Origin of the sequence: Nocardia uniformis NBRC 13702, from assembly GCF_001613345.1 — a bacterium.
Taxonomy (GTDB): Bacteria; Actinomycetota; Actinomycetes; order Mycobacteriales; family Mycobacteriaceae; genus Nocardia; species Nocardia uniformis.
This window is the reverse complement of record NZ_BDCE01000046.1, coordinates 103,462-126,059: the sequence shown is the minus strand read 5'-3', so window position 1 is coordinate 126,059 and position 22,598 is coordinate 103,462. Positions and strand designations below refer to the sequence as shown.

Below are 22,598 nucleotides of genomic sequence, written 5' to 3'. Positions count from 1 at the left end.
GAGATCCAGGTGGAGCGCGCCGCCGATCGGTGACCGGGCGCTCCGCCGCACCCGACCGGGACGCGCTGCCGCCTATTCCGCCATGGCAGGCGCCCCGGCCACCATGGCGGTCGGGATCTTGGGCAGTGCGTAGGGGTGGTTGCGGGTCAGCCAGCCCAGCAGTTCCTCACGCACGGCGCAGCGCAGATTCCACACATCGTCGGCGTTGCGGGCCGACATGGACGCGCGCACCACAATGCTGGTCGGCATGCTGTCGGTGACCAGCAGATTCCAGGAGCGTCCGTCCCAGTCCTCGCGTCCGCGCAGATAGTCGTGCAGGTGCTGGCGCAGTTCCGGTACCGGCGTGGTGTGGTCCAGGTACAGGAAGACGGTGCCGGTGATCTGCGGGCCGCCCTTGGACCAGTTCTCATAGGGTTTGCTGTTGAAATACGAGACCGGCATGGTCAGTCGGCGGTCGTCCCAGATGCGGACGGTGAGGAAGGTCAGGGTGATCTCCTCGATGGTGCCCCACTCCCCCTCGACCACCACGGTGTCGCCGATCTTCACCGAATCGCCGAATGCGATCTGTAGTCCGGCCATGAGATTGCCGAGGGTCGACTGAGCGGCCACACCGGCGATGATGCCGAACACGCCCGCCGAAGCCAGCAGTGAGGTGCCGAGGGTGCGCAGGCTGGGGAACAGGATCAGCATGGCCACCGCGGCGGTCGTCACGGCCAGGACGGTGGTGATGATGCGGCGAACCAGACCGAGTTGGGTGTGCAGGCGCCGCACCCGCGCGGTATCCGCGGTGCGGGTGGCGTACTTGTTGAGCGTGTTCTCGGCCACCGTATCGGCGGTGCGCATGGCCAGCCAGGCCGCGGACATAATCGCCAGGGTGGCGAGCACGCCGCGGATCACCTCATCCTGGTCCAGGTCCAGCTGTGCCAGCGGATAGGTGAAATGCAAACCGGCCGTGGCGAGTAACGCCTGGAGGGGCAGCTGGATACGGCGCAGCAGGGTCGCCACATGTGATCCCGGACGCCGATTGCCGCTGTAGCGCAACACGCGGTCGACCAGCAATCCGGCGACGACGGAGACAGCGAGTGTGCCGCCGAAGACGATAAGCGGCCGCAAGACCTCCTCCACGGTATTCAACTCCTTGTATCGGGTACATCGATCCCTCGCCCCACGTTACAGATCGATAACGGGCACCGTGCGAGTTGTCGATCACCTTCCGCCATGACCGGCACCGAAGCGGGCGAAATCGTAAAACGGTCTCGCCCTTGTCGTTTCACCGTGGACGAGCGATCGCAGGTCAGTTCACCCACGGCGGGTTCACGATGGTGCCGTCCGGGAGTTCGCCGGTGAAACCGACCGAGGTGGTCACCAGGAGCGTGGCCGGATCCGCGCCCGGATTGGTGAGGCTGATGATCGAGCCCGCATTGGCCACGGCGGCGTCACCGACCTCCACGGGCGATGCCTCACCATCGATAGTGAGGATCGCCGTGCCCGACAGGACAACGAAGGCTTCCTCCCGGTGAATGGTGTGCGCGACGCCCACGGTGCCGGGGGCGATCTCGATCCGCCAAACGCACAGTTCGGTGCTACCCGTTCCGGGCCGGACCATAGCCGTGAAGCGGGTGTTGTGCATTTCGTGAACGACGGTTTCGGCAGCACGGATCACAGGCATGAATTTCTCCCTTTAGTCAAGCAGCTTGCCTATTCGATAGATAGTCAAGCTTGTTGACTTTCATGTCAAGTGTCAAAATTCCAGTCATGCCCGAATCCGCGCAGGATCTGCCGCTACTGCTGCTCGCCGCGGCCGCCGAGGTCACCGATGCCATCCACGCGGGCGTCGTCGCCGCCGGATTCACCGATGTGCGCCCGACCCACGGCTTCGCCTTCGTGCGCATGGCCCCGCACGGAGCGACCGTGGGCGAGATCGCCGAACACCTCGGCGTCACCAAACAGGCCGCCAGCCAGATGGTCGACGAACTGGTGCGCAAGGGGTACGCCGAACGCAATCCGCACCCCCACGATTCTCGTGCCCGCCTCATCACCTTGACCGGACGCGGCTGGGCGTGCACCCGTGCGGCCGACGCGGCCATCGCCGAATTCACCGGAGGGTGGGCGACAACGCTGGGCGACGGTGGGGTTGTCGAATTGCGTAGTGCCTTGGCCCGCGTGGTCACACCGGGACGGGTGCGGCCCGCAGTGTGGTGATCGACGCCTCGTACCGATCGAAGGTGGATTCCGGCCAAAAAGCACGCCGGAATGACGGGACGGCGTGGCGATGGCCAACCTCCACCGCCTTGACCAGCCCCTTTGTTAACGTCACCGGGTGGACCCGAACCAGTCCCAGCCGCCACCCACGGTGTCGCGGCGTACGGCCCGGTGGACTATTGCCGCGTGCGCTGTCCTCTTGATCGGCTCGCTGACAGGCGTCGCGTACCTGGCCGTATCCCAATGGCGTTCGAACTCCGACGCGGCCGACCGCATCGTAAGTGAGGCCGCCGGAATGAGTTTCGTCGCACCGGAGGGTTGGCAGGAGGCGTCACAGGAGGGTGGCGGCCGCCTCGTCTACGGCCAGGTGGCGCTCGAGCAGCCCGGCGGAGAAGGCGCGATCCTGCTCGGCAAGCTGGACTCCTCACTCTTCGCGTCCGCGGAATCCGACAATGCCAAGGCCGCCTGCACGCTGGGCTCCGGCATGGGTGAGTTCTTCCTCCCTTCCTCGGGTGAGCGCGTCGATCGGGAGAACAGGGAGGTGAAAGGCCGTGAGGTGGACGGTGATTCATGCTTCTACCGGGTGCGGTTCGCAGATGACGATCCGCAGGCGGAGGTGTATGCCGCGGTGGTGAGCTCCGGCGATGAACGCTGGTGGATCACCTGGCTCGGCAATGCGGACGCACCGGTGGACCGCGCCGCCGCCCATGCGCTCGCCGAATCCATTCAGCCCCTGTAGGTTCCGAATTCAGTCGAGGTCGCGGAGATTGAGGCAGATCGGGTGGCCCTCCGGATCCAGGACTATCGCCCAGGGCTGCTGGGCCTCCCAGTCCGGATTCAGGCCGGGCTGGAAGGTGGGTACCGTCGCGCCGAGTTCGACCGCCCGCGCGCTGGCCTGGTCGATATCGGCGACCTCGAGGTCGAGATGGACGCGCTTGGGGTGGTCGCGATCCTCCGGCCAGGGTGCGGCGGCGTGTCCCTCGACCAGGCCGAAGCGCAGTACCGACCGACCGTCGGTGATCAGGACGTATTCGTCCTGAGCGTGCACGATCCGCCAGTCCAGCAGCTCGCTGTAGAACGCGGCGAGCCCGCGTGGATCGGCGGTGTCGAGAGTGACGCAACTCAGCGCGATCGGGGCGGTCACGACAATCCCTTTCGGTCGATCGAACGAGTGGGCACGAACCTTTTCAAGTTACGCCGAGACGGACCGTCCAGTACGTGACGACACCCACTTGCTAGCCGTTTGCTACAGCAGTCGAATCAATCGATACCGCCGGTATCTCGCTCGGTCTCCGTCGGATCGTCCACTGGTCGCCGCAGTTGCGGGAAGGGTTGGGCGATCTCGTAGTCGGCGAAGACTCCGCGCCAACCCGATGCCTCCGCACCGAGCTCCACCGGGTGCGCGATCCCGATCCGGGCGGTCTCCGGAAGCGTGATGGTGGTGTCGTCGATATCGGTGGGGGTGAAGTCCTCAGCGAGCCGGAAGGATATCTCGCCCGTCGTCCACACCAGGCGGCGCGCGATATGCCGGAGCAGCGGGTGTGTCACCAGGTAGCGCTCGAATTCCGCTGCGCTCCAGCGACGTCCGGTCACCATGGCCAGTTCCAGCCGCCGGATCTGATCGCCGGCAACCACGCGCGCCTGATTCCGCAGCTCGTTGAAGCGATGGTAGGCGGCGGGTGCGAGTGTCCGGTCGTCAATGATCCCGGGTTCGGGCAGGGTCTGCCTGTTCACCCCCGCTTCGTCGACCGCGAAGGGCGTCAGGTTCTCATCGAATCCCACGGTGAAGCGGCGCGAACCGTAGTCCAGCGCGAGAGTGCCGTCGGCATCCAGTCCGAAATCGGGGACGAGCCGGTCGGCCAGCTCGTCGATGCCGAGCCCGCGCTTCGTCGCCGCCCGGGCCAGGCATTCCTCGGCCGTCGACCTGAGTCCGGGAGCCTTGGCCCACTGCGTGATTCGATGCAGTTGCGCCAGTGCGGCATCGGTGCCGATCTCGCCGAGCACACCCGCCGCGTGCTCATCGGTGCCGACTCCGGGCCAGCTCAGCAGGAGTGCACCCAGCTGCCGTACGGAGTCATCATTGGCCAACCACAGAAATTGGTCGATCACCCAGCCGTTGCCGGGTGGCATTCGGGCGCTCACCCAGTCGTCGAACAGTGCCCAACCGAAGTCGGCCAACGCATCTCGGTCGCACTGTTCGAGTGTTTCCGGCAGACCCGGATAGCCGTGCGGGTCCGCGTTCGACACCGGTCCGAGGGCGAGCGCGCCGATCAGGTTGTCCACGGCACCGGCGGGCAGAACGCGCCCGTTTCGCAACCACACCTTCGGCAGCTGATCCCGGTGCAGCCAGGGCAGTTTCGGCGGACCGGTGGGCTCGGCGACGGCGGCTCGGGCCTCCCGCTCCCATGGTGGATCCACCAGCAGGGCGGGCAGTTCGTCGCTCATGGTCCCAATCTTTTGGTTTCCGAAGATGTTTCGCGCAGTATGCCGGAGAACCGCGACATCCCTCCCACACCGCGTCGATCGCTTTCCGCTCTCATGGCAGCTCGAGCGCCCTCGCCACCCGGTAGCGGTCCGTGCCCACAGTAGGCTGGACAGAGATCCCCAGCCGATGTGAAGAGCCCCGATGAACGAATTCGCGCACACCGATTCCGCCGAGAACGCCCGCCTGCTCAAGGCGCGGCGGCTGGCGGCGTACGTGTGGGAGCGCGGTGTCACCGGGGCGGAGCTGCTGAATCTGCCGATGGCTCAGCGCCGCAAATTGGCGCGCGAGGCCGATACGAATCCGCCGAGCTCCGAGGAGACCTGGCAGGTGGTGGGGCGGTTACTGGATGAGAAGGATGCGTGGGCGGCGCGGCATCCGGAGCATCCGGCCGCGCGTCGCACACACCTCGACGAGAAGATCCTCTGGGTGAAGCCGCCCGTCAAACCCTGGACGCCGGGCGACCGCTGATCCCCGCCGGTCCCGTCATTGCGGTGATCCCGGCCCGTTCCGTCATTCCGGCTGGCTCGGCCGGACTCCACCACCATCGGTTGATCCGCAGCGAGTTGTGGATTCCGGCCGAATACCCGCCGGGATGATGTGGAGACCTTGACAGCAAGAAATGAACGGGGGTTCACTGCTTGCGTGTCACCCGACTTCGAGAACCACTCCGGAACCCGCCCCGCGGCCTGGCGCGACGACCTGACCGGCGGCGACGAATCACTGTTCGTCGACCGCCCGGAGCCGGAGGGCGCCTTCACCGGCCGCACCCTGACCTACGAGGTGACCGGGCGGATCGCGCGGATCACCTTCAATCGCCCCGAACAGGGCAATGCGATTACCGCCGATACCCCGATCGAGCTGGCGTCAGCGGTGGAGCGCGCCGATCTCGACCCGCGCGTGCACGTCATTGTGGTGAGCGGACGCGGCAAGGGCTTCTGCGGCGGCTACGACCTGTCGATCTTCGCGGAGAACAGCTTCGGCCCGACCGAGGGCGCGGCCCCCGTCGAGGGCACCGTGCTCGATCCGGTCGTCCAGGCGCGCAACCACAACCCCTGGGCCAATTGGGATCCCATGGTCGACTATCAGATGATGTCGCGCTTCAATCGCGGCTTCGCCAGCCTGCTGTACGCCAATAAGCCGACCGTGGCCAAGGTGCACGGGTTCGCCATCGCGGGCGGGACCGATATCGCCCTGTTCGCCGATCAGATCATCTGCGCCGAGGATGCCCGCTTCGGCTACCCGCCCACCCGCACCTGGGGCATCCCGGCAGCGGGCATGTGGGCGCATCGGGTGGGCGATCAGCGGGCCAAGCGCCTGCTGTTCACCGGCGACAGCCTCAGTGGCAAGCAGGCCGCCGAATGGGGCCTCGCCATCGAGGCGCCGCCCGCCGATGAGCTCGATGAGCGCACCGAGGATCTACTGCAACGCATTTCACAGATGCCGATCAATCAGCTGATCATGGCGAAGCTGGCCCTCAACAGCGCGCTGATCAATCAGGGTGTGGCCAATTCCGGCATGGTGAGCACGGTGTTCGACGGCATCTCCCGGCACACCCGCGAGGGCTACGCCTTCCAATTACGATCCATGACAGCCGGTTTCCGCCAGGCCGTGCGCGAGCGCGACGAGCCCTTCGGCGACTGGAAGCGCGCGCAGTTCGAAAAGCCTTCCGCCGCGCCGGAATCCGGCGTCGGACAATCCGGCGGCGTGGATTAGCGGCGCTCAGCCGAGCGCATCCTCCCGCTCGACCCGACCCACGACCTTCTTCGACAGCGACCGCAGCGCCTCGGCCTCCGAGGTGCTCAGCTGGTCGATGAACGCGTGCCGAACCAACTCCACATGGTTCGGTGCGGCATTCTCGAGGGCCGCCTTACCCGCATCGGTCAACCGCACCTCACGCCCGCGGGCATCATCGGTGGCCGTACACCGCGACACCAGGCCACGCTTGTCCATCCGCGCCAGATGTTTGGACAGCCGGCTCTTATCCCAGCAGATCTCCGTGCCGAGGGCATTCGCGCGCATCTCGCCACCCGCACCGGAGAGCGCCACCAGAATCTCGTAGTCCGAAGTGGACAGTCCATCGGCGGCCAATCCGGCGGCTATGGCGGCTTCGAGCCGCTGCCGCATCCGGATATAGGACTGCCAGGTTTCCTGTTCCGCGTCGTTCAGCCAGCGCACCATGAAATAGATCCTAACCCTCTTTGGTTGACATGGACACTAACAGTGCCGCGGGTTCGCCCCCGGCCCCATGGAGGAGGTCCCCATGCCCGCCATCACCGTCGACAACATTCTGGTGCTGCCGCGGCTGCCCCGCCCGGACGCCGCCACCTCTCGCGAACGCGCGGTAACCCGTCTGGTCACCGCCCATACCCAGCGCGAGGGTGCGGGCTTCGAGGTGCGCCGCCCCTTCCCGAGTATGGATCTGCGCAGCGCGGATCCGTTCATCCTGCTCGACGAGATGGGTCCGGTCACCTACGAGCCACACGAGGCGAAGGGTGCGCCCTGGCATCCGCATCGCGGATTCGAGACCGTCACCTATGTCCTCGACGGCAGTATGGTCCACCACGATTCACACGGCGGTGGCGGGACGATCGGCGAAGGCGATACCCAATGGATGACGGCAGGTTCCGGCATCCTGCACGATGAATTGCCCGCCGAGGATCTGGTGGTGCGCGGCGGCGATATGCACGGTTTCCAGCTGTGGGTGAATCTGCCGCGCGACAACAAGATGGCCGCCCCGCGCTATCAGGATTTGCGGGCCGCCGAACTCACCCTCGTCAGCTCACACGACGGTGGCGCCCTGATGCGAATCATCGCGGGCGATATCGGCGGCTTCGCCGGTCCGGGGTCGACGCATACGCCGATCGCGTACGCGCACGCCTCGCTCACTCCGGGCGGACAGTTGGAAACGCCTTGGCCGCAAGACTTCACGGCTATGGTCTACGTGATCTCCGGCAGCGGCACGCTTGGTGCCGACCGTCGTCCGGTCGTCTCGGGACAACTGGCGGTACTCGGTCGCGGCGATTCCATCACCGTCGGCGCGGATATGAAACAAGAAAGCCGCACCGGCGATATGGAAGTGCTGCTGCTCGGCGGTCAACCCATTCGGGAACCGGTCGTGCAGTACGGCCCGTTCGTCATGAATACCCGACAGGAGATCATCGATGCCATCGAGGATTTCCAAGCCGGACGAATGGGTCGTATTCCCGCAGAGCATGGCGTCGGACACCACTGAAAGGGTCCTCGCGCAAGGCTTCTGCCTCGATGAATAGCCCATCCGGTTGACAATGCAACGGTCCCTCGCGAAGGTGGACGGCGGTTCACCCCCCATCGCGTACAAAACATTGAGGAATACATGAACGTTCGTAGGCTTCTCGTCACGGCCAGTGTCGCGGGATTGGCGGCATTTGCCCCCGCCGCCGTCGCCTCTGCCAACGTCCCCACCGGTTCCACCGGCACCGGTTCATCCACCATCGATACCGGCTCGGCCGCCGTCGGTTCGGCGCAGCTGACCCAGACCGGTTCCGCCGGTGGCTCGTTCCGCAACTGCGATGACGCCCGAAACGCGGGCCGCGCCCCACTGTTCCGGGGCGAGGACGGCTACGGCCCGCACCTCGACCCCGACGGCGACGGTTTCGCCTGCCCGACGGTCTGATTCACGAATACCTGATTCAGACACAAAACACCCGGTGCCTCGACCGCACCGGGTGTTCGTCTTTTCGGCCTCGCGTCTTCTGGACAACCGGGGCGATCGAGGTGGCCAAGGCGGGCGCAGGCACCCCGCAGCCGCGAGTATCAGATCACGCGCCTCGACCCGGCCGCCCATGTGGGGTTTCCGGGGGCGAAGCCCCTGAGAGCCCCGAGAGTTGGGCGAATTCTCAGCGGAAGATCTTGACCAGCAGCAGGAGTACGAAGAGGGCACCCGCGCCGATCAGGCTGTACTTGATCTTCGGCTCGTTCACCTTCGCCACAATGGCGTGCTTGGTGTTGTCGGCCAATCGCTGCGGATCGGCGCGCACCGCGAGTTCGTCGAGCGTGGTCGCGAGCCGATGGCGCGCGGCCTCGATCTCGCGCTGAATGTCGTCGGTATCCCTCGCCACGTCACACTCCTGTCTTCGGCCGCCTCAGGTGCGGCATTGTCGTCCGATGGGGCCATACCGACTTTCGGGCTGCCACCGCGATAAAACACGGCACTTCCCGGCCTGTGGTCCCGACCCGCTGCGAGTCTAACGTCCGAGATGTCCATCGCCTCGGTACAGCGGCTGACCACCGTCCGTCCGGTCGGCTAGCGTGCAGGGCATGACCGAGAATTCCCGGCTCAGTCCCGGCGACACCGCCCCCGCCTTCACCCTGTCCGACGCCGATGGCAATTCGGTATCGCTGTCCGATTTCCAAGGACGCAAGGTGATCATCTACTTCTACCCGGCGGCGAGCACTCCCGGCTGCACCAAGCAGGCCTGCGATTTCCGCGACAGCCTGGCGGCGCTGGAGGGCGCGGGCCTCGAGGTCGTGGGCATCTCCCCCGACAAGCCCGCCAAGCTGGCCAAATTCCAGGAGAACGAGCAGCTCACCTTCCCGCTGCTGTCCGACCCGGATAAGGAGGTGCTCTCCGCGTGGGGCGCCTTCGGCGAAAAGATGATGTACGGCAAGAAGGTCACCGGCGTCATTCGCTCCACCTTCCTGGTGGACGAGAAGGGCAAGATCGAACTCGCCCAGTACAACGTCCGCGCCACCGGCCACGTTGCCAAGCTCCGCCGCGACCTTTCGGTCTAGACACCGAGCCGAAATCCACCGCGACCTGTCGGTGTAATCACCGACAGGTCGCGGCGTCCCCGCTCAAAACCGTCGGCACGCATACACAACGGTCGACGGATCTCTACCGAGCGCTGAAGTTTTCGGGGAGGCAGGGGAGCTATGCGCGGGGCATCAGCTCGACAGCCCACTTCAGCATCATCGACCAGTGCCCCTCCCACCACTTCTGGAATTCCGGAGAACCCACCGGCGGCGGGGCCGCCTCCCCGGGGAACAGACCGAAGCCGTCGGGTGCGCCGACCTGGTTGGTCGGGGCGGGAATGATGGACTGGTGGCCGGGTCCGGTATTGGCCTCCGGCTCGGCCTCGAGGAGCGGCTTCGGACTCATGAGCCCGAGCGCTCCGGATTCCGAATCCGGACCCCAACTACCGCTCGGATCGATGGTCACCACATCGAGTTCGGCCACGGGTGCCGACTCCCGGGACAACTCGGCCCCGACTTCGGTGGGTGCGGTGATGCCGGGTTCCCAATGCGTTTCATTGGAAGACCCGAGAGCCGAACCGGTATCGGCGATCGGTTGATTACCGACACGATTACCGTCGGCGCGTACCCGGGCGTCGGTGAGCATGGGTTCGGGCACCGTGCGCGAGTTACTGCTCGCCGTGTACACCCCGCCTGCTACCAGCCCGCCAGCGAGCACGCTCGCCGCCGCGAACAGCGCCGCCGTGCCACGGGTGCGCTTCAGCCGTTCGGCCGCCTCACCGGCGACCTCGACCTCCGGCAGCGCGGCCAGCGCCGCGCCGATGGCCGGAGCGGCCGCCGCTACCCGGCACGGAATGATCGGCGCACCGAATCCCGCCTGGAGCGCCGCTACCACGCCGGGTTCGCTTGCGGCGGAACCGATCAGCACCACGGCATCCGGGCGGACCCCGGCAGCGTCGAACTGATCCCAGGCCGCGGTGACGGCGGCCCGCATGGCCTCCTCACTGGCCGCACCGCCGTTCAGTGTGACCGCCGCCAGCACCCGGGTACGTTCGCCGTCGATGAGGGAGAACGCTTGGAAGCCGGGAACGACCTCACAGATGGCGAGATCGTCGAATTCATCCACCCAGGTCATGGCTCGCGCCACCGCCAGATGTGAGGACTTGGCCGAGACCAGCGACGCCTCATGCCACCGTCCGGCCGCGAGCCGCGTGACAATGGCGCGCCGTTCGGCGGCATCGCGGTAGGCGACAGCCGCCCCCACGATGTCGCGATCCGGCCCGATTTTATCGGCGACGGCATCCATAACCGCCTCGACGGCGGCGGCCAGATCGGCCTTCGTCTCGCCGCCGACCTTTCCGGTGATGTGCAGCAGTACCCGCTCGGACAACTTGTCGCCGTCGTCTGCCAGCGCCACCGCATGGACGGTGCCACGCTCGGTGGAAACACCGAGCGTCACCGCGGATCGAACAACCGCAGGAACAACCACTGATTCAGCCTTCCGCCTTGCGCGTTTTAGTCCAGCCGCTGGAGCAGCTGCAATGAGTGTTCGGCGCCACACTCGGTGTGGATTGGTCATAACTGTTGGGCCTCTTGTAAACACGCAGGACACCACCGCGTGTCATCCGCGTGTCGCTACCAGTAGCCTGTTGAACGTGGAAATGCGCACGGGAGCGAGGGCAACGCGAAGGCCCGACCCTGCGTTGGAGTTGCAGGACGACCCGCAAGAGTTGATGCCCCGTCGCCGCCCGACGCAGGAACGGAGCAAACGGAAATTCGACGCACTGCTCCAGTCGTCCAGGGAACTGCTCGTCGAAGTCGGCTTCGAATCCTTCACCTGTGAGGAGGTCGCGGCTCGCGCGGAAGTCCCGATCGGCACCCTCTACCAGTTCTTCGCCAATAAATACGTGATCGTCTGCGAGCTCAATCGTCAAGATCTGGTGGCGGTTTCGCAGGAGCTGGCCAACTTCCACGGCGAAATCCCGTCCATGGACTGGCTGCGGTACATGAACAGCTTCGTGGACCACCTGGCGCAGCTGTGGATGACCGATCCGTCACGGCGCGAGGTGTGGCTGGCCATGCAGTCGACCCCGTCGACCCGGGCCACCGGCGCGATCCACGAGAAGGAATTCGCCGACGCGGTCGCGCAGATGCTGCGCCCGCTCATGCCCCGCACCCCGCGGGCCCGGCGCGCCATGATGGCGCAGGTGCTGGTGCACGTCGTGTACTCGATGCTGAACTTCTCCGTACAGGACGGACTCAGCCACGAGGACGCGGTATCGGAGCTGAAACGACTCATGGTCGCGTATCTGCTGATCGCGGAGAAGGAATCGCGCACCGGCGGACAGCGCGGCGGCGACTAGCTGCGGCGACCAACGGTGCTTCAGGCGTAATCCCGCCCGTCATTCCGGCATGCGTTCGGCCGGAATCCACCGAGATAGGTTGCGGCACTACGGAACGTGGATCCCGGCCAAAGCACGCCGGGATGACCGGTACGGCGCACGCCAAGCTGACAGGGGCGGCGCACACCAGGCTGGCAGGGACGACGCACACCAGGCTGACAGGGGGTGCGCACGCCGAGCTGACCAGGACGGCGCACGCCAGGATGTCGGCCTGCCCGGCAGGATTGTCGCTCAGCCTTCGATGAGATCGGCCAGTTCGCCCGGATCTTCCAGCACCACCATGGCCGCCGCCGTATCCCCATCGTGGGTGAGCGACAGGTGAACTCGGACGCGCGGCAGGAATTCCGCCGCGAGGCCGTGCAATTTGATACTCGGCCGCCCCCAGGCATCGTTCACGACCTCGATGAGCGGATACGGGTTGTCACCGACCTGTGGGCTGCGGGCGAAGCGCGAATTGGCCCACGCCTTGATCACGGCCTCTTTCGCCGCCCAGCGGGCCGCGTAACTGCGTGCCGGGTCGGTGCCCTTGCTCTCGCAGTAGCGCCGCTCCCCCGCGGTGAAACTCTCCCGGATCATGGTGGTTCCGGCACGCTTCATCTGCTCCGTGAACTCGGAAATGGTCACCAGGTCCAGGCCGATACCCAGGATCGTCACAGACTTGCAGCTCCTCCGTCGATTACGGCGACCACACAGGCCGCCGCCGTCCGTTCAGCGGACGTGAACACGGTGCGACCCTTTGTGGGGGCGGTCACCAATTCGGCTGCAACATACCAGCGGAACCGTCGTATCCGCCGCTATACAGCGGGGCCAGCACGTCATCGAAGCGCGGCCACTCCTTCACCGAAGCGCGGCCGGTCCGCCATCGAAGCGCGGCCGCCCGCCCTCGAAAGCGCCGCCGCTCCGTCATCAAAGCGCCGCCGCACTGCCATCCAAAGCGCGGCAGCTCCGTCATCCCGGCGTGCTTTTGGCCGGGATCCACTACTGATCGCAGGTGTGGATTCCGGCCATAAACATGCCGGAATGACGGGGCTGCGTACACGCCGGAATGACGGGGCTGCTACGGGGCCGCGCCGCGCTGAATTACTCAGCGCGGCAGCGGCTTCCACTGTCAGCTGCAGGCGGGACCGTAACTCGCGACGTACACCCCGTCGGTACCCAGTCGTGCGTCCCGCGACAGCAGCATGTCGGCTTCCAGCTGCCGCGACTGCTTGGCCGGGGTGCCGTCGCCGCCGAGACGACGGTCGGCCGGACGCTCGTAGAGGGCGTCGCCGCCGCACATGGCCTCCACGAACCGCTGCCGACCACTCAGCTTGCGCTCCTCGGCCTTCCGCAGGTACTCCTCGCGCCGCTCCGGGTCGATGGCCTGTACGAACGCCTGCGGATGCACGATCGCGAGCAGTCCGGACACATGCCCGAAGCCGAGTGAGGTGACCAGACCGGCCTTGAGCGGGAAGCGATCTCCCAACTTCAGTGCCTCGCGCAGCCACACCAGGTGCGGGTAGGCCTTCATCTTGTCGTCCACGCAGTCGAGGCTGCGGTTGGGCGGGATGATGCCCTGTTCCAGCACCTGGCACAGGCCGATGAGCTGGAAGGCCGCCGCGCCCCCCTTGGCGTGCCCGGTGAGGGCCTTCTGCGACACCACGAACAGCGGTGCGCCCTCGGAGCGGCCGATGGCCGTCGCGAGGCGTTCGTGCAGCTCGGACTCATTGGGATCATTGGCCGCGGTGGAGGTGTCGTGCTTGGAGATCACGGCGACCTCGTCCGGGGCGACGCCCAGCTTCCGCAGGGCGGCAGCGAGTTTCGACTCCGGGCCACCGCGTCCGGCGGCGAGTGCGCCGAGCCCCGGGGCCGGGATCGAGGTGTGCACACCGTCGGCGAAGGACTGCGCGAAGGCCACCACACCGAGTACCGGCAGCCCCATCTCCGCCGCGACGCTGGCGCGAGCGAGGAGAACCGTTCCGCCACCCTGGGATTCGACGAATCCGCCGCGACGGCGGTCGTTGGCCCGGGAGAAGTACCGGTCGCTGATGCCCTTGGAGCTCATGGCCGCCGAGTCCGCGGTGGCCGACATATCGCCGAAGCCCACGATGCCCTCGATACCGAGATCGTCGTATCCGCCGGCCACCACCAGGTCGGCCTTGCCGAGGCGGATCTTGTCGACGCCCTCCTCGACCGAGACCGCCGCGGTCGCACAGGCGGCGACCGGGTGGACCATGCCGCCGTAGGAGCCGACGTAGCTCTGAACCACATGTGCCAGAGCGACGTTCGGCAGCGCCTCCTGGAGGATGTCGTTTGCGCGCGGCTCACCGAGCAGGTTGTCGATGTAGAGCGAGCGCATGGACGACATGCCACCCATACCGGTGCCCTGGGTATTGGCGACCATGGCCGGGTGCACCCAGTTCATCAGTTCGGCGGGGCTGAAGCCGGAGCTCAGGAACGCGTCCACGGTGCAGACGATGTTCCACAGCGCCACCCGGTCGACCGAACCCGCCATATCAGCGGAGATGCCCCACTTGGTGGGATCCCAGCCGGTGGGGATCTGGCCGCCGACGGTGCGCGACAGCTTGGCCTTGCGCGGCACCCGGATCTCGGTGCCCGCCTTGCGGATAACCTGCCAGTCTGTGTTGGCCCCCGCCCCACCGCCCCCGCCGGTGCCTTCGACCGGCGTGATGACGGTCTGCTCCGGGCTGGCGGCGTAGAAGGCGCGGGCCTCGGTCTCGCTATTGACGACGAAGGTGAGGTCCTTGTCCAGGAACACCGAGGTGAGCAACGGGGCAGTGTTGTCGACCATGGCCCCGTCGTCGCCGTAGCGACGCACACCGCAGCGCTCCACCACGGTGTCGTGGTAGCGCTCGGCCAGCTCGGATTCGTCTACATAGTCCCCGGTTTCGGTGTCGTACCAGCCCGCCTTGGGCTCCTGTTCCCAGGTGACCAGACCGGTGGTCCACGCCAGTTCGAGGACACCGGCGGCGGACAGCTCGTCGGAGACCTCCATCTCGAAGCGGGTGCGCGCCGAGCCGTAGGGGCCGAGCTCGCCGGCACCGACTATCACGACCATATCGTCGAGATCGGCGGTGACCGAGCCCCATTCGGGAACGGGCAGTGCGGAGGAGAGCTGTGTCGGCGGGGCGGGCAGCGCCGCGATGGTCGCGACCTGCTCGGCCGAATCCTCCTCGGCCGCGGCCGCTTCCGCGGCCTCTTTACCCAGCGCCGACAGATCCAGCTTGGCACTGGCCAGCCCGCCGGTCAGGTCGATCTGCTGCGGTCCGGTGGCGGTGACCGTGCGGGCCCGGTCGGTGCACCACTTGAGCAGCTCGTCGGCCATCTCCTGGGTGGACCAGGTGTGCACGCCGGCCTTCTCGACGGCCTCGACCAGCGGATCGTTATGACCCATCAGGCCGGTGCCGCGCACCCAGCCGATCAGGGCGTGCACCAGGGTGACCCGGGTCGACCACGACTTCTCGGCCCGCCACTTGGCGACCACGGCATCGAGGGCGGCCTTGGACTCGCCGTAGGCGCCATCGCCACCGAAGAGACCGCGGTTGGGTGAACCCGGCAGCACCACATGGAGTTTGGCGTCCACATCGTGATCAGCGCCGATCTTGGACAGCCCGCCGATGAGGCGCTCCACCGACCAGAGCAGGACACGCATCTCCATTTCGGCGCGCGCACCCGCGTCGGCGAGGTCACCGGCCACCCGCGGTGCCGCGAACGGCATCAGCATGGTGGGGGTCATGGCCTCCTTGACCAGGATCTTCGCGCCACCGGCATTATCGATCTGCTCATTGCCGACCCAGTCGATGAGCGCGTCGATATCGGTGTAGGAGGCCATATTCGCGGGCACCACCCACAGTGCCGCGCCATTGCGGGCATTGTCGCGGTAGAGCTGCTTGTAGAAGCCGATCCGGTTGTCGTCGAGCTTGGAGGTGGTGACGACGACGGTCGCGCCGCCGCCGAGCAGTCGCCCGGTCGCCGCGGCCGCGATGGAACCCTTGCTGGCGCCGGTGATTACCGCGATCTCGCCGGACCATTCACCCGGCTCGCTCACCTCGACAGCGGCCTCGGCAATGCGGCCGTAGAGTCCGGCCAGCACTGAGCGGGCTTCGCCCATGGCGCGTTCGCGCCACCAGTTCGCCTGTACCGCAACGGCTTCGCCCGCACCGATGAATCCGTCAACCGGCAGGTCGGCGATATCGGCGTCATTGCCCAGCCACAGCCGCGCGAGATCCTCACGGGCGGTGGCCCAGCGGTCGTCGATGAGGAGGGCCTTCTTGGCGTCAAAGGCGGGCGCCACCAGGCGCGGCCAATCGGAACCGAGTTCCGCGGAGACCAGATCAACCAGGGTCTCGTCGCTGGCCGCCGGGGCGGACAGCTGCTCGGTCAGGCCGAGCTGCTCGAGCACCACCCGGGCGGCGGTGGCGAGAACGCCGTCGCGGCCGGTGATCTGCTCGGTGAATTCGCCCAGCGCGGCGGCGTCGACGGTCGCGCCGCCGCCACCACCGGAGGACGGCATGGAGACCGCGATACCGCGGCGTCCGGCCACCGCCTGCACGGCCGCGTCGATGGCGGCGTCCACGGACGCACCGTCACCCAGCGCACCGGAAACCAGGCCGCCCAGGTCGCCGCCGCGGACGGAAGCGCCCTCGCGGGTGCCGAGGGATACCTCGGCGGTGACGTGGCTGGCCCAGCCGTCGCCGAGTTCCCACACCTTCTTGACGCGTTCGGCAATGGCGGCGGGCCGCTTCCCGGAGGGACCGAACACCTTGCGCAGGTGGTCGCCGATCGAATCGGACAGCACCGAGCCGAACGGCTTGTAGGTGCGGGCCAGGCGCTCGACGGTGGCGGACAGGGCGCCCATATCGGCATCGGCGGCACCGTCGATGGCACCCAGGGACAGCTCGGAGCCGAGGTCGACCAGGAGCTGATTGCGGCGCGAGGACACGCCGTCGCACAGGCCCTCGATGGTGTCGACCGGACCGATCTGATCCAGGCGCAGCTTGGTCCACAGCGCGATGAGTACGCGGGTGGCGTCGGCGGCGGTGAACGCGATGTCGTCGGGGCGCGGTCCACCCGACGGCGCGGCCGGGGCCGCGACCGAGGCGGGAGCGCCTGCGGCGGTGATGGTTTCGGCGGCGGCCGGAGTCTCCTCGGGCTCCTCCACCGGCGCGGGATCGGTATCGGTTGCGTATACGACGGCGGCTTCGCGCTCGATATTGAGCACCTCGACCGTGGCGTTGGAGAACGCGGGCAGCTTGAGCGTATTGGTCGCCAGGTTGGCGACGGTAGGCGTTGCGGCCACACCGATTTCGATGAAGCGCTCGACACCGAGGCCCCCGTGGGCGGTATCGGTGAACAGCAGATCCTGGGTTTCGATCCAGCGCACCGGGCTGGCGAACTGCCAGGCCAGCAGTTCGATCAGCAGCACACGGCACAGTTCGACCGGGTTGGCGGCCCAGGTGTCGAAGTCCGCGAGCACCTTGGCGAGCGGCTCGGACGGCACGTATTCGGCGACCTCGGCGATGAATTCGCGACTCAGATTGAACGGTCGCGGCACCAGGTTCGGAATGTAGCGGCCGACGAGCAGTTCCGGATGCAGATCCTCCGGCAGCAGTTCGCGCAGCTTGGACCGGAATTCCGGCACGCCGGCGCGCAGCACGGTGGAGTGGAACGGCACATCGATGCCGGGCACCACCACGAAGGCGCGCTTACCGCCGGTTTCGGCGCGGCGACGCTCGATTTCGGCTTCGAGGGCCTCGAGTCCGGCGACGGTACCCGCGATGGCGTACTGGGAACCACGCAGGTTCAGGTTCACGACCTCGAGGAATTCACCGGCCTTGGCACCGATGGTGGCGACGAAATCGATCACCGCGGCATCGGGCACGCCGATCTGCGACGGACGGATGGCGGCCATCCGATAGTCGCTGCGGCCCTGGGCATCACGGGGCACCAGCTCGTGCATGGCGGACCCACGCTGGAACACCACCTCGAGGACGGCCTCGAGCGGCAGCACCCCGGCGACGGCGGCGAGCGCGTTGTACTCCCCGACCGAATGTCCGGCCAGCATCGCGCCTTCCACGAACGCACCCGATTCCCGCAGCTCCGCGACCTGCGCGACACCGAGGGTCGCCATGGCGACCTGGGTGAACTGGGTCAGGTGCAGAACGCCCTGCGGATGCCGGTATTCGACGCCCCGGGCCTTGAGGTAGGTCGGGTTGTCGCGTACCACGGCGAGGATCGAGAAGCCGAGGGCGTCGCGGGTGTGCTTATCGGCACGGTCCCAGATGTCCTTGGCCGCCTTGGAGCGGGTGCGAGCGTCCAGACCCATCCCCTTGGTCTGAATGCCCTGGCCCGGGAAGGCGTACACGGTCCTGGCGGGTGCGATCCGGCCGGTGCCGGTCATGACGAGGTCACCGTCGATCCGGCAGGACACCTCGACAATCTCACTGCCGCGATCCACCGCGACGCGCTCGACGCGCACGTCGATCTGCGAGCCCAGGCGGACCATGCCGAGGAAGCGGGTGGTCCACGCGGTAATGGTGCGCGGCGGCACCTTATCGGTCGGGTCGATGGCCGAGACGGCGTGCTGCGCGGCGGCCGACAGCCACATGCCGTGCACGATCGGGCTGCCGAGTCCGGCCAGCTTGGCGGCGGCATCGCTGGTGTGAATCGGGTTGTGGTCGCCCGATACCTGCGCGAAGGCGGCCATGGCGCGCGGTGCGGTCAGCGTGACATCGCGGCGGCGGCGACGCGGGGTGTCGGCGGCGTCGGCGGTCAGCGCGCCCGCGGCACGTGGCGGATCGGTGAGTTCACCGGCGCCGGTGCGGCCGCGAATGGCGAAGCGCTCGGTGAGGGTCGCGATAACCGGCATGGACATACCGGTTTCCGGCTTGTCCAGCATGCCGGTGATCTTGACTCGTACTTCGACAACCCGGCCGAGGTCGGTATCGAGGGTCTCGCCGGCCTCCGCACGCACGGCCAGCACGCTTGCGCCGTCGGGCAATTGGCCGACCAGGTTGATCTGGTGGTCCAGGTGGACCAGGTCGAGCATGCCTTCGATCACGCTCGTGCCCTCGGCGGTGCGGGTGGCGCCGAGCACCGCGAAAACGGCGGGCCAGCAGGCACCTACGAGTACGTCGGGCACGGTGCGGCCGATGGTGCTGAGGTGCTCCGGCAGTCCGGAACCGGTGACACCCGCGTGATCGGCGATGAGGTCGGAGGTCCACGCCAGATTGACGTGCGCGACCTTGGTGCCGTCGAAGGTCTTGACCTCCGGCAGCGACTGTCCGGCCGCGACGCCGAGCAGCGCCGACATGGCGGCCTCGGCATCGTCCGCGGTGACCACGGGCGCGCCACCGTTGTAGACGGAGACCGGCACGGTGATGCGAATGCGCACGGCGTCACGGCCGAGCAGCGGAACCGTCAATTCCACGTAGGCACTGTCGGTTTCGGGTCCGGTGCTGGCGATCAGGGTCGCACCGGTGCGCGGGTGCACGGCGCCCTTGCCGTCCGCGGTCCACTCGTGCACGTCGCCGAGCCGGTGGACGGGGTTGACAGTGGTGCGTCCGGCCCATTCCACATCGGGGGCGGCGATTACGGTATCGATTGCGCCCTGGGTGATTTCGGCGCGGCGGCGACCGTCCACGGCGGCCGGGACACTGCCCGAGCGGACCAGTGAGTAGGCGGCGTCCTGCTCGAAGCGGTCGAGCAGTTCGCCGACGGGCTCGTCCACGCGGGTGATGCCCGCGACGGCGACGGTGCCCGGGATGACGCACACCTGATCGGCGCTGTAGCGCGGATCATGGGCCTGCCACAGCGAATCCGAGCGCCACCAGCGACGGACATCGCCGTCGACGACGGGGACGAAGTTGACCGGCTTGCCGGGGGTCTTGCACAGCGAGATGAAGAACGGCACATCGGCCGGGTGCAGGACGGTGGCGGTGGCGGCCGGGTAGCGCTCCTTGAGTGTGCACAGGGCGCGCACCGGCTCCTCGAAGACGGAGTCGTCGGCGAAGAGGGTTTCGATTTCGCCGCGATCGGCCGCATTGAGGCGAGATTCGGTGCGGCGCACCATCTCCGCGAAGCGATTGCGCCAGGTGATGTCCAGCCATACCGAGCTGGTGGCGTCGGCAATGGCGTCGGTGAAATCGCCGCCGCAGTCGAAATCCTTGCGGCGGTCCAGGCCCACGGCCAGTTCGACGTAGCGCTCCAGCCACTCCACGTAGGTCATGGTGGCGACGTCGCCGAAGTACGGCTTGGCGGTGCGGTCGAGGGCCTCGATGATTTCCGCGCGGCGCTCGGCGACCGCGTCGCTGTCACCGGCGACCTCGTCCAGCAGGCGACCGGTGCGCGAGGCCGCATTGTCGATCTCGTGGATGTCGGCACCCAATTGGCTACGGCCGGAAGCCATTCCGCCGGTGGCGGTACCCGCGCCGACCCAGTTCGGGGTGCCGGGGGTATCGACCAGCAACTGCTTGACCTCGGGGGCGGTGGTGGCCTCGAGGGTGGCCATGGCGGCGGTGCCGACCAGTACGCCGTCCAGGGGCATGACCGGGTAGCCGTAGGGCTGTGCCCAAGCGCCGGTGAGGTATTCGGTGGCGCGCTCGGGGGTGCCGATGCCCCCGCCCACACAAACGATCACATTCGTGCGGCTGCGCAGTTCGGAATAGGTCTCGAGCAGCAGGTCGTCGAGGTCTTCCCAGGAGTGGTGACCACCGGCGCGGCCGCCCTCGATATGCATGATGACCGGGTAGTCGGGCGCGGTGTCGGCAATGCGCAGCACGGCCCGGATCTGGGCGACGGTGCCGGGCTTGAACGCCACATGGGTTATGCCGATTTCGGTGAGTTCCTCGATAAGCGCGACGGCCTCTTCGAGCTCCGGAATACCGGCGGTGACGATGACGCCGTCGAAAGGCGCACCGGCGGAACGGGATTTCTGCACCAGGCGCTTACCGCCGAGTTGCAGCTTCCACAGGTAGGGATCGAGGAACAGCGAGTTGAACTGCACCGCGCGACCCGGGTGCAGCAGCGTCTTCAGCTCCTCGACGCGATCGGCGAAGATCTGCTCGGTGACCTGGCCGCCGCCCGCGAGTTCGGCCCAGTGGCCCGCATTGGCTGCGGCGGCAACGATTTTCGCATCGACAGTGGTGGGGGTCATGCCCGCCAGCAGGATGGGCGAGCGGCCGGTGAGACGGGTGAACGCGGTCTCGACGACCACGCGGCCATTGGGCAGGCGGATCGGCTTGGGTGCGAATTCCGCCCAGGCGGGAGCGATTTCGGGTGCCGCGCCCGGAGTGAACAGGCTGCGCTGGCCGGGGCGGGTGGAGGCGGCGAGGACGCCGACGCCGGTGCCCTTGAGCGAGCCGGAGGTGAGGCGGGAGAGCAGATCGCCCGGACCGAGGTCCAGAATCCACTGTGCGCCACTGGCGACCACTTCATCGACGGTGGCGACCCAGTCGATGGGGTCGACCAGGATTTCCTGGGTGAGGGTGGCGGCCAGCTCGGTATCGAGTCCGCACTGTCCGGCCCACTCGCTCACCAGCTCGACGGTTTCGGCCAGCGCCGGGTGGTGGAAGGCCACCTCGACCGGAATGTCCTCGAAGACGGGAGCGAAGACGGAGCCGCCACGCTTCTTGGCGTCACGGTCGCGGGTCTGGTCGGCGCTGATCTCGGCGCAGCGCTGCCGCACCCGATCCAGCTGCGCGACGGGACCCGAGAGCACCGCGCGGCGGCGGCCGTTGCGAATCGACAGCACGGCGGCCTGGCTCGGCTCCACGCCCGCGGAGAGTTCCTCGATAACGGCCTGCAGCTTGTCGGGGTCGACGTGGGATACGGCCACCATGGGCATGCGCTCGCCCACCGGTACCAGCCCGCGACGGCGGGCGACGAGACTCGCGGCGGCACCGATCAGCTGGGCCAGGGCGAGCATTTCCCCGTCGCGCTGTCCGTGCGCCGCGGCGGCGGTGGCGGCCAGGCGACCCTGCGAGTGCCCGACGTACGAGACCGGAGCCTGTGCGGCGATATCGAGGCCCTGCAACCTCAACGCACGCAATGCGGCCACCTGGGTGAGGAAGACGCCCGGCATGGATACCGCGGCCGACCGCAGCACCTGCGGAGCAGGAGCCGCCGACACATCCCCCTGCTCGGGATCGGCGATCTCTTCCTCGAGCATCCAACCAATGGGGTCGAAACCAACCGGCCGGACTACGAGCAGCTGCGCAGCAACGGGTTCCAGCCGCCGCGCCGCATCGTTCACCAGCGCGGTGAGTTCCGGCTCCAGTGCACTGTCGCGCCCGATCTCCTCGAGCTCGCGCAACCACTGAGCACCCTGTCCACCGAAGGCCAGCGCATACGGCACACCGCCCAGCAACCTATCCAGCAGCGACGATCTGACCCCGCCCTCCGAGGCCTTACGCGCCACCCTCGCCTTGGATCCGGTCCCGGTGCTCTCGTTGATCGTCAAAGCGTCGACTTCCTTCTCGTAGCGGCTTGCCCCCGCAGGACGGGGCCGCGCTCTCGTTGCGCAGGTCTTCCCTCGGCCAACCGGCCCTGGTGGAGCCGAGGATTCCACAAAATCATGAGGAGTTCCTCATGTTTCCCCCTATGCCAGACCCCCTACCCCGGAGTATTCATGCACACACGTACCAGAACGATCAGAAACATGACCCCGCCTCATGTTTGAACCCCCAGGTCCACGCGGTTACATCAGTGAAGGAAAGTTGAGCCCCCCTCATGTTCTCAGTTATCGAATTGTTATATTCCCAGGTAGGGTTACCGACCAG

General features: G+C 67.2%; 17 protein-coding genes. 8 read left to right on the top strand and 9 right to left on the bottom strand.

The genetic code is table 11. From position 1 onward, the window contains the following. Positions 1 to 72 precede the first annotated feature (72 nt). Positions 73 to 1,125 (bottom strand): mechanosensitive ion channel family protein, encoded by a 1,053-nt coding sequence (locus tag NU1_RS15325; protein WP_067522138.1) that lies wholly within the window; start codon positions 1,123 to 1,125, stop codon positions 73 to 75. 169 nt (positions 1,126 to 1,294) lie between these two features. Then, positions 1,295 to 1,669: a cupin domain-containing protein gene (locus NU1_RS15320; protein ID WP_067521938.1), complete on the bottom strand. Its 375-nt coding sequence runs from the start codon at positions 1,667 to 1,669 to the stop codon at positions 1,295 to 1,297. An 86-nt stretch (positions 1,670 to 1,755) separates the two neighbouring features. Here NU1_RS15320 and NU1_RS15315 point away from each other — a divergent pair, with 86 nt between their 5' ends. Together NU1_RS15315 and NU1_RS15310 are read left to right on the top strand one after the other, a co-directional pair. Further along, positions 1,756 to 2,202: a MarR family winged helix-turn-helix transcriptional regulator gene (locus tag NU1_RS15315; protein WP_067522137.1), complete on the top strand. Its 447-nt coding sequence runs from the start codon at positions 1,756 to 1,758 to the stop codon at positions 2,200 to 2,202. A gap of 118 nt (positions 2,203 to 2,320) precedes the next feature. After that, on the top strand, positions 2,321 to 2,941 hold the full coding sequence (locus NU1_RS15310) for an APA family fibronectin-binding glycoprotein (protein WP_157552304.1): 621 nt from the start codon (positions 2,321 to 2,323) through the stop codon (positions 2,939 to 2,941). Positions 2,942 to 2,950: 9 nt separating this feature from the next. On the opposite strand, the gene NU1_RS15305 is transcribed toward NU1_RS15310, so the two are convergent. After that, positions 2,951 to 3,346: a VOC family protein gene (locus NU1_RS15305; protein ID WP_067521934.1), complete on the bottom strand. Its 396-nt coding sequence runs from the start codon at positions 3,344 to 3,346 to the stop codon at positions 2,951 to 2,953. 116 nt (positions 3,347 to 3,462) lie between these two features. Beyond that, positions 3,463 to 4,647 (bottom strand): DUF4132 domain-containing protein, encoded by a 1,185-nt coding sequence (locus NU1_RS15300; RefSeq protein WP_067521932.1) that lies wholly within the window; start codon positions 4,645 to 4,647, stop codon positions 3,463 to 3,465. A gap of 181 nt (positions 4,648 to 4,828) precedes the next feature. On the opposite strand from NU1_RS15300, the gene NU1_RS15295 reads away from it, so the two are divergent. Both NU1_RS15295 and NU1_RS15290 read left to right on the top strand, forming a co-directional pair. Continuing rightward, entirely contained in the window at positions 4,829 to 5,155 is a 327-nt protein-coding gene (locus NU1_RS15295; protein ID WP_067521930.1) for a hypothetical protein, read from the top strand. Positions 5,156 to 5,329: 174 nt separating this feature from the next. Further along, entirely contained in the window at positions 5,330 to 6,400 is a 1,071-nt protein-coding gene (locus NU1_RS15290) for a crotonase/enoyl-CoA hydratase family protein (RefSeq protein WP_067521928.1), read from the top strand. A gap of 6 nt (positions 6,401 to 6,406) precedes the next feature. On the opposite strand, the gene NU1_RS15285 is transcribed toward NU1_RS15290, so the two are convergent. Continuing rightward, complete coding sequence (locus NU1_RS15285; RefSeq protein ID WP_067521925.1) at positions 6,407 to 6,865, bottom strand: MarR family winged helix-turn-helix transcriptional regulator; 459 nt, start codon at positions 6,863 to 6,865, stop codon at positions 6,407 to 6,409. 82 nt (positions 6,866 to 6,947) lie between these two features. Here NU1_RS15285 and NU1_RS15280 point away from each other — a divergent pair, with 82 nt between their 5' ends. Continuing rightward, positions 6,948 to 7,919, top strand: coding sequence for a pirin family protein (locus NU1_RS15280; protein ID WP_067522135.1), 972 nt, complete (start codon positions 6,948 to 6,950; stop codon positions 7,917 to 7,919). Between the two features lie 120 nt (positions 7,920 to 8,039). Further along, entirely contained in the window at positions 8,040 to 8,339 is a 300-nt protein-coding gene (locus NU1_RS15275) for an excalibur calcium-binding domain-containing protein (RefSeq protein WP_067521923.1), read from the top strand. Positions 8,340 to 8,562: 223 nt separating this feature from the next. Here NU1_RS15275 and NU1_RS15270 read toward each other — a convergent pair whose 3' ends face one another. Then, positions 8,563 to 8,784 carry a DUF3618 domain-containing protein gene (locus NU1_RS15270; protein ID WP_067521921.1) on the bottom strand — a complete coding sequence of 74 codons (222 nt, stop codon included), beginning with the start codon at positions 8,782 to 8,784 and terminating at the stop codon, positions 8,563 to 8,565. A 199-nt stretch (positions 8,785 to 8,983) separates the two neighbouring features. Here NU1_RS15270 and bcp point away from each other — a divergent pair, with 199 nt between their 5' ends. Next, entirely contained in the window at positions 8,984 to 9,457 is a 474-nt protein-coding gene (gene bcp, locus NU1_RS15265) for a thioredoxin-dependent thiol peroxidase (protein WP_067521919.1), read from the top strand. Between the two features lie 139 nt (positions 9,458 to 9,596). On the opposite strand, the gene NU1_RS15260 is transcribed toward bcp, so the two are convergent. Beyond that, the gene (locus NU1_RS15260; protein WP_067521917.1) at positions 9,597 to 10,877 is read right to left on the bottom strand and encodes a DUF7159 family protein; all 1,281 of its coding nucleotides are present in this window, start codon (positions 10,875 to 10,877) and stop codon (positions 9,597 to 9,599) included. A 202-nt stretch (positions 10,878 to 11,079) separates the two neighbouring features. Between NU1_RS15260 and NU1_RS15255 the strand changes: the two genes are divergently transcribed. Beyond that, entirely contained in the window at positions 11,080 to 11,781 is a 702-nt protein-coding gene (locus NU1_RS15255) for a TetR/AcrR family transcriptional regulator (protein ID WP_067522133.1), read from the top strand. A gap of 270 nt (positions 11,782 to 12,051) precedes the next feature. Here NU1_RS15255 and acpS read toward each other — a convergent pair whose 3' ends face one another. Together acpS and NU1_RS15245 are read right to left on the bottom strand one after the other, a co-directional pair. After that, positions 12,052 to 12,474, bottom strand: coding sequence for a holo-ACP synthase AcpS (gene acpS / locus NU1_RS15250; protein ID WP_067521915.1), 423 nt, complete (start codon positions 12,472 to 12,474; stop codon positions 12,052 to 12,054). 454 nt (positions 12,475 to 12,928) lie between these two features. Then, on the bottom strand, positions 12,929 to 22,279 hold the full coding sequence (locus NU1_RS15245; protein ID WP_067521913.1) for a type I polyketide synthase: 9,351 nt from the start codon (positions 22,277 to 22,279) through the stop codon (positions 12,929 to 12,931). Between the last annotated feature and the right edge of the window lie 319 nt (positions 22,280 to 22,598).

What these genes read in the sequence shown, in the direction of transcription:
- NU1_RS15255 (WP_067522133.1), top strand. Translation starts at nt 11,080, where the DNA reads ATGCGCACGGGAGCGAGGGCAACGCGAAGGCCCGACCCTGCGTTGGAG.
- NU1_RS15275 (WP_067521923.1), top strand. Translation starts at nt 8,040, where the DNA reads ATGAACGTTCGTAGGCTTCTCGTCACGGCCAGTGTCGCGGGATTGGCG.
- NU1_RS15280 (WP_067522135.1), top strand. Translation starts at nt 6,948, where the DNA reads ATGCCCGCCATCACCGTCGACAACATTCTGGTGCTGCCGCGGCTGCCC.
- NU1_RS15285 (WP_067521925.1), bottom strand. Translation starts at nt 6,865, where the DNA reads ATGGTGCGCTGGCTGAACGACGCGGAACAGGAAACCTGGCAGTCCTAT.
- bcp (WP_067521919.1), top strand. Translation starts at nt 8,984, where the DNA reads ATGACCGAGAATTCCCGGCTCAGTCCCGGCGACACCGCCCCCGCCTTC.
- NU1_RS15320 (WP_067521938.1), bottom strand. Translation starts at nt 1,669, where the DNA reads ATGCCTGTGATCCGTGCTGCCGAAACCGTCGTTCACGAAATGCACAAC.
- NU1_RS15315 (WP_067522137.1), top strand. Translation starts at nt 1,756, where the DNA reads ATGCCCGAATCCGCGCAGGATCTGCCGCTACTGCTGCTCGCCGCGGCC.
- NU1_RS15295 (WP_067521930.1), top strand. Translation starts at nt 4,829, where the DNA reads ATGAACGAATTCGCGCACACCGATTCCGCCGAGAACGCCCGCCTGCTC.
- NU1_RS15300 (WP_067521932.1), bottom strand. Translation starts at nt 4,647, where the DNA reads ATGAGCGACGAACTGCCCGCCCTGCTGGTGGATCCACCATGGGAGCGG.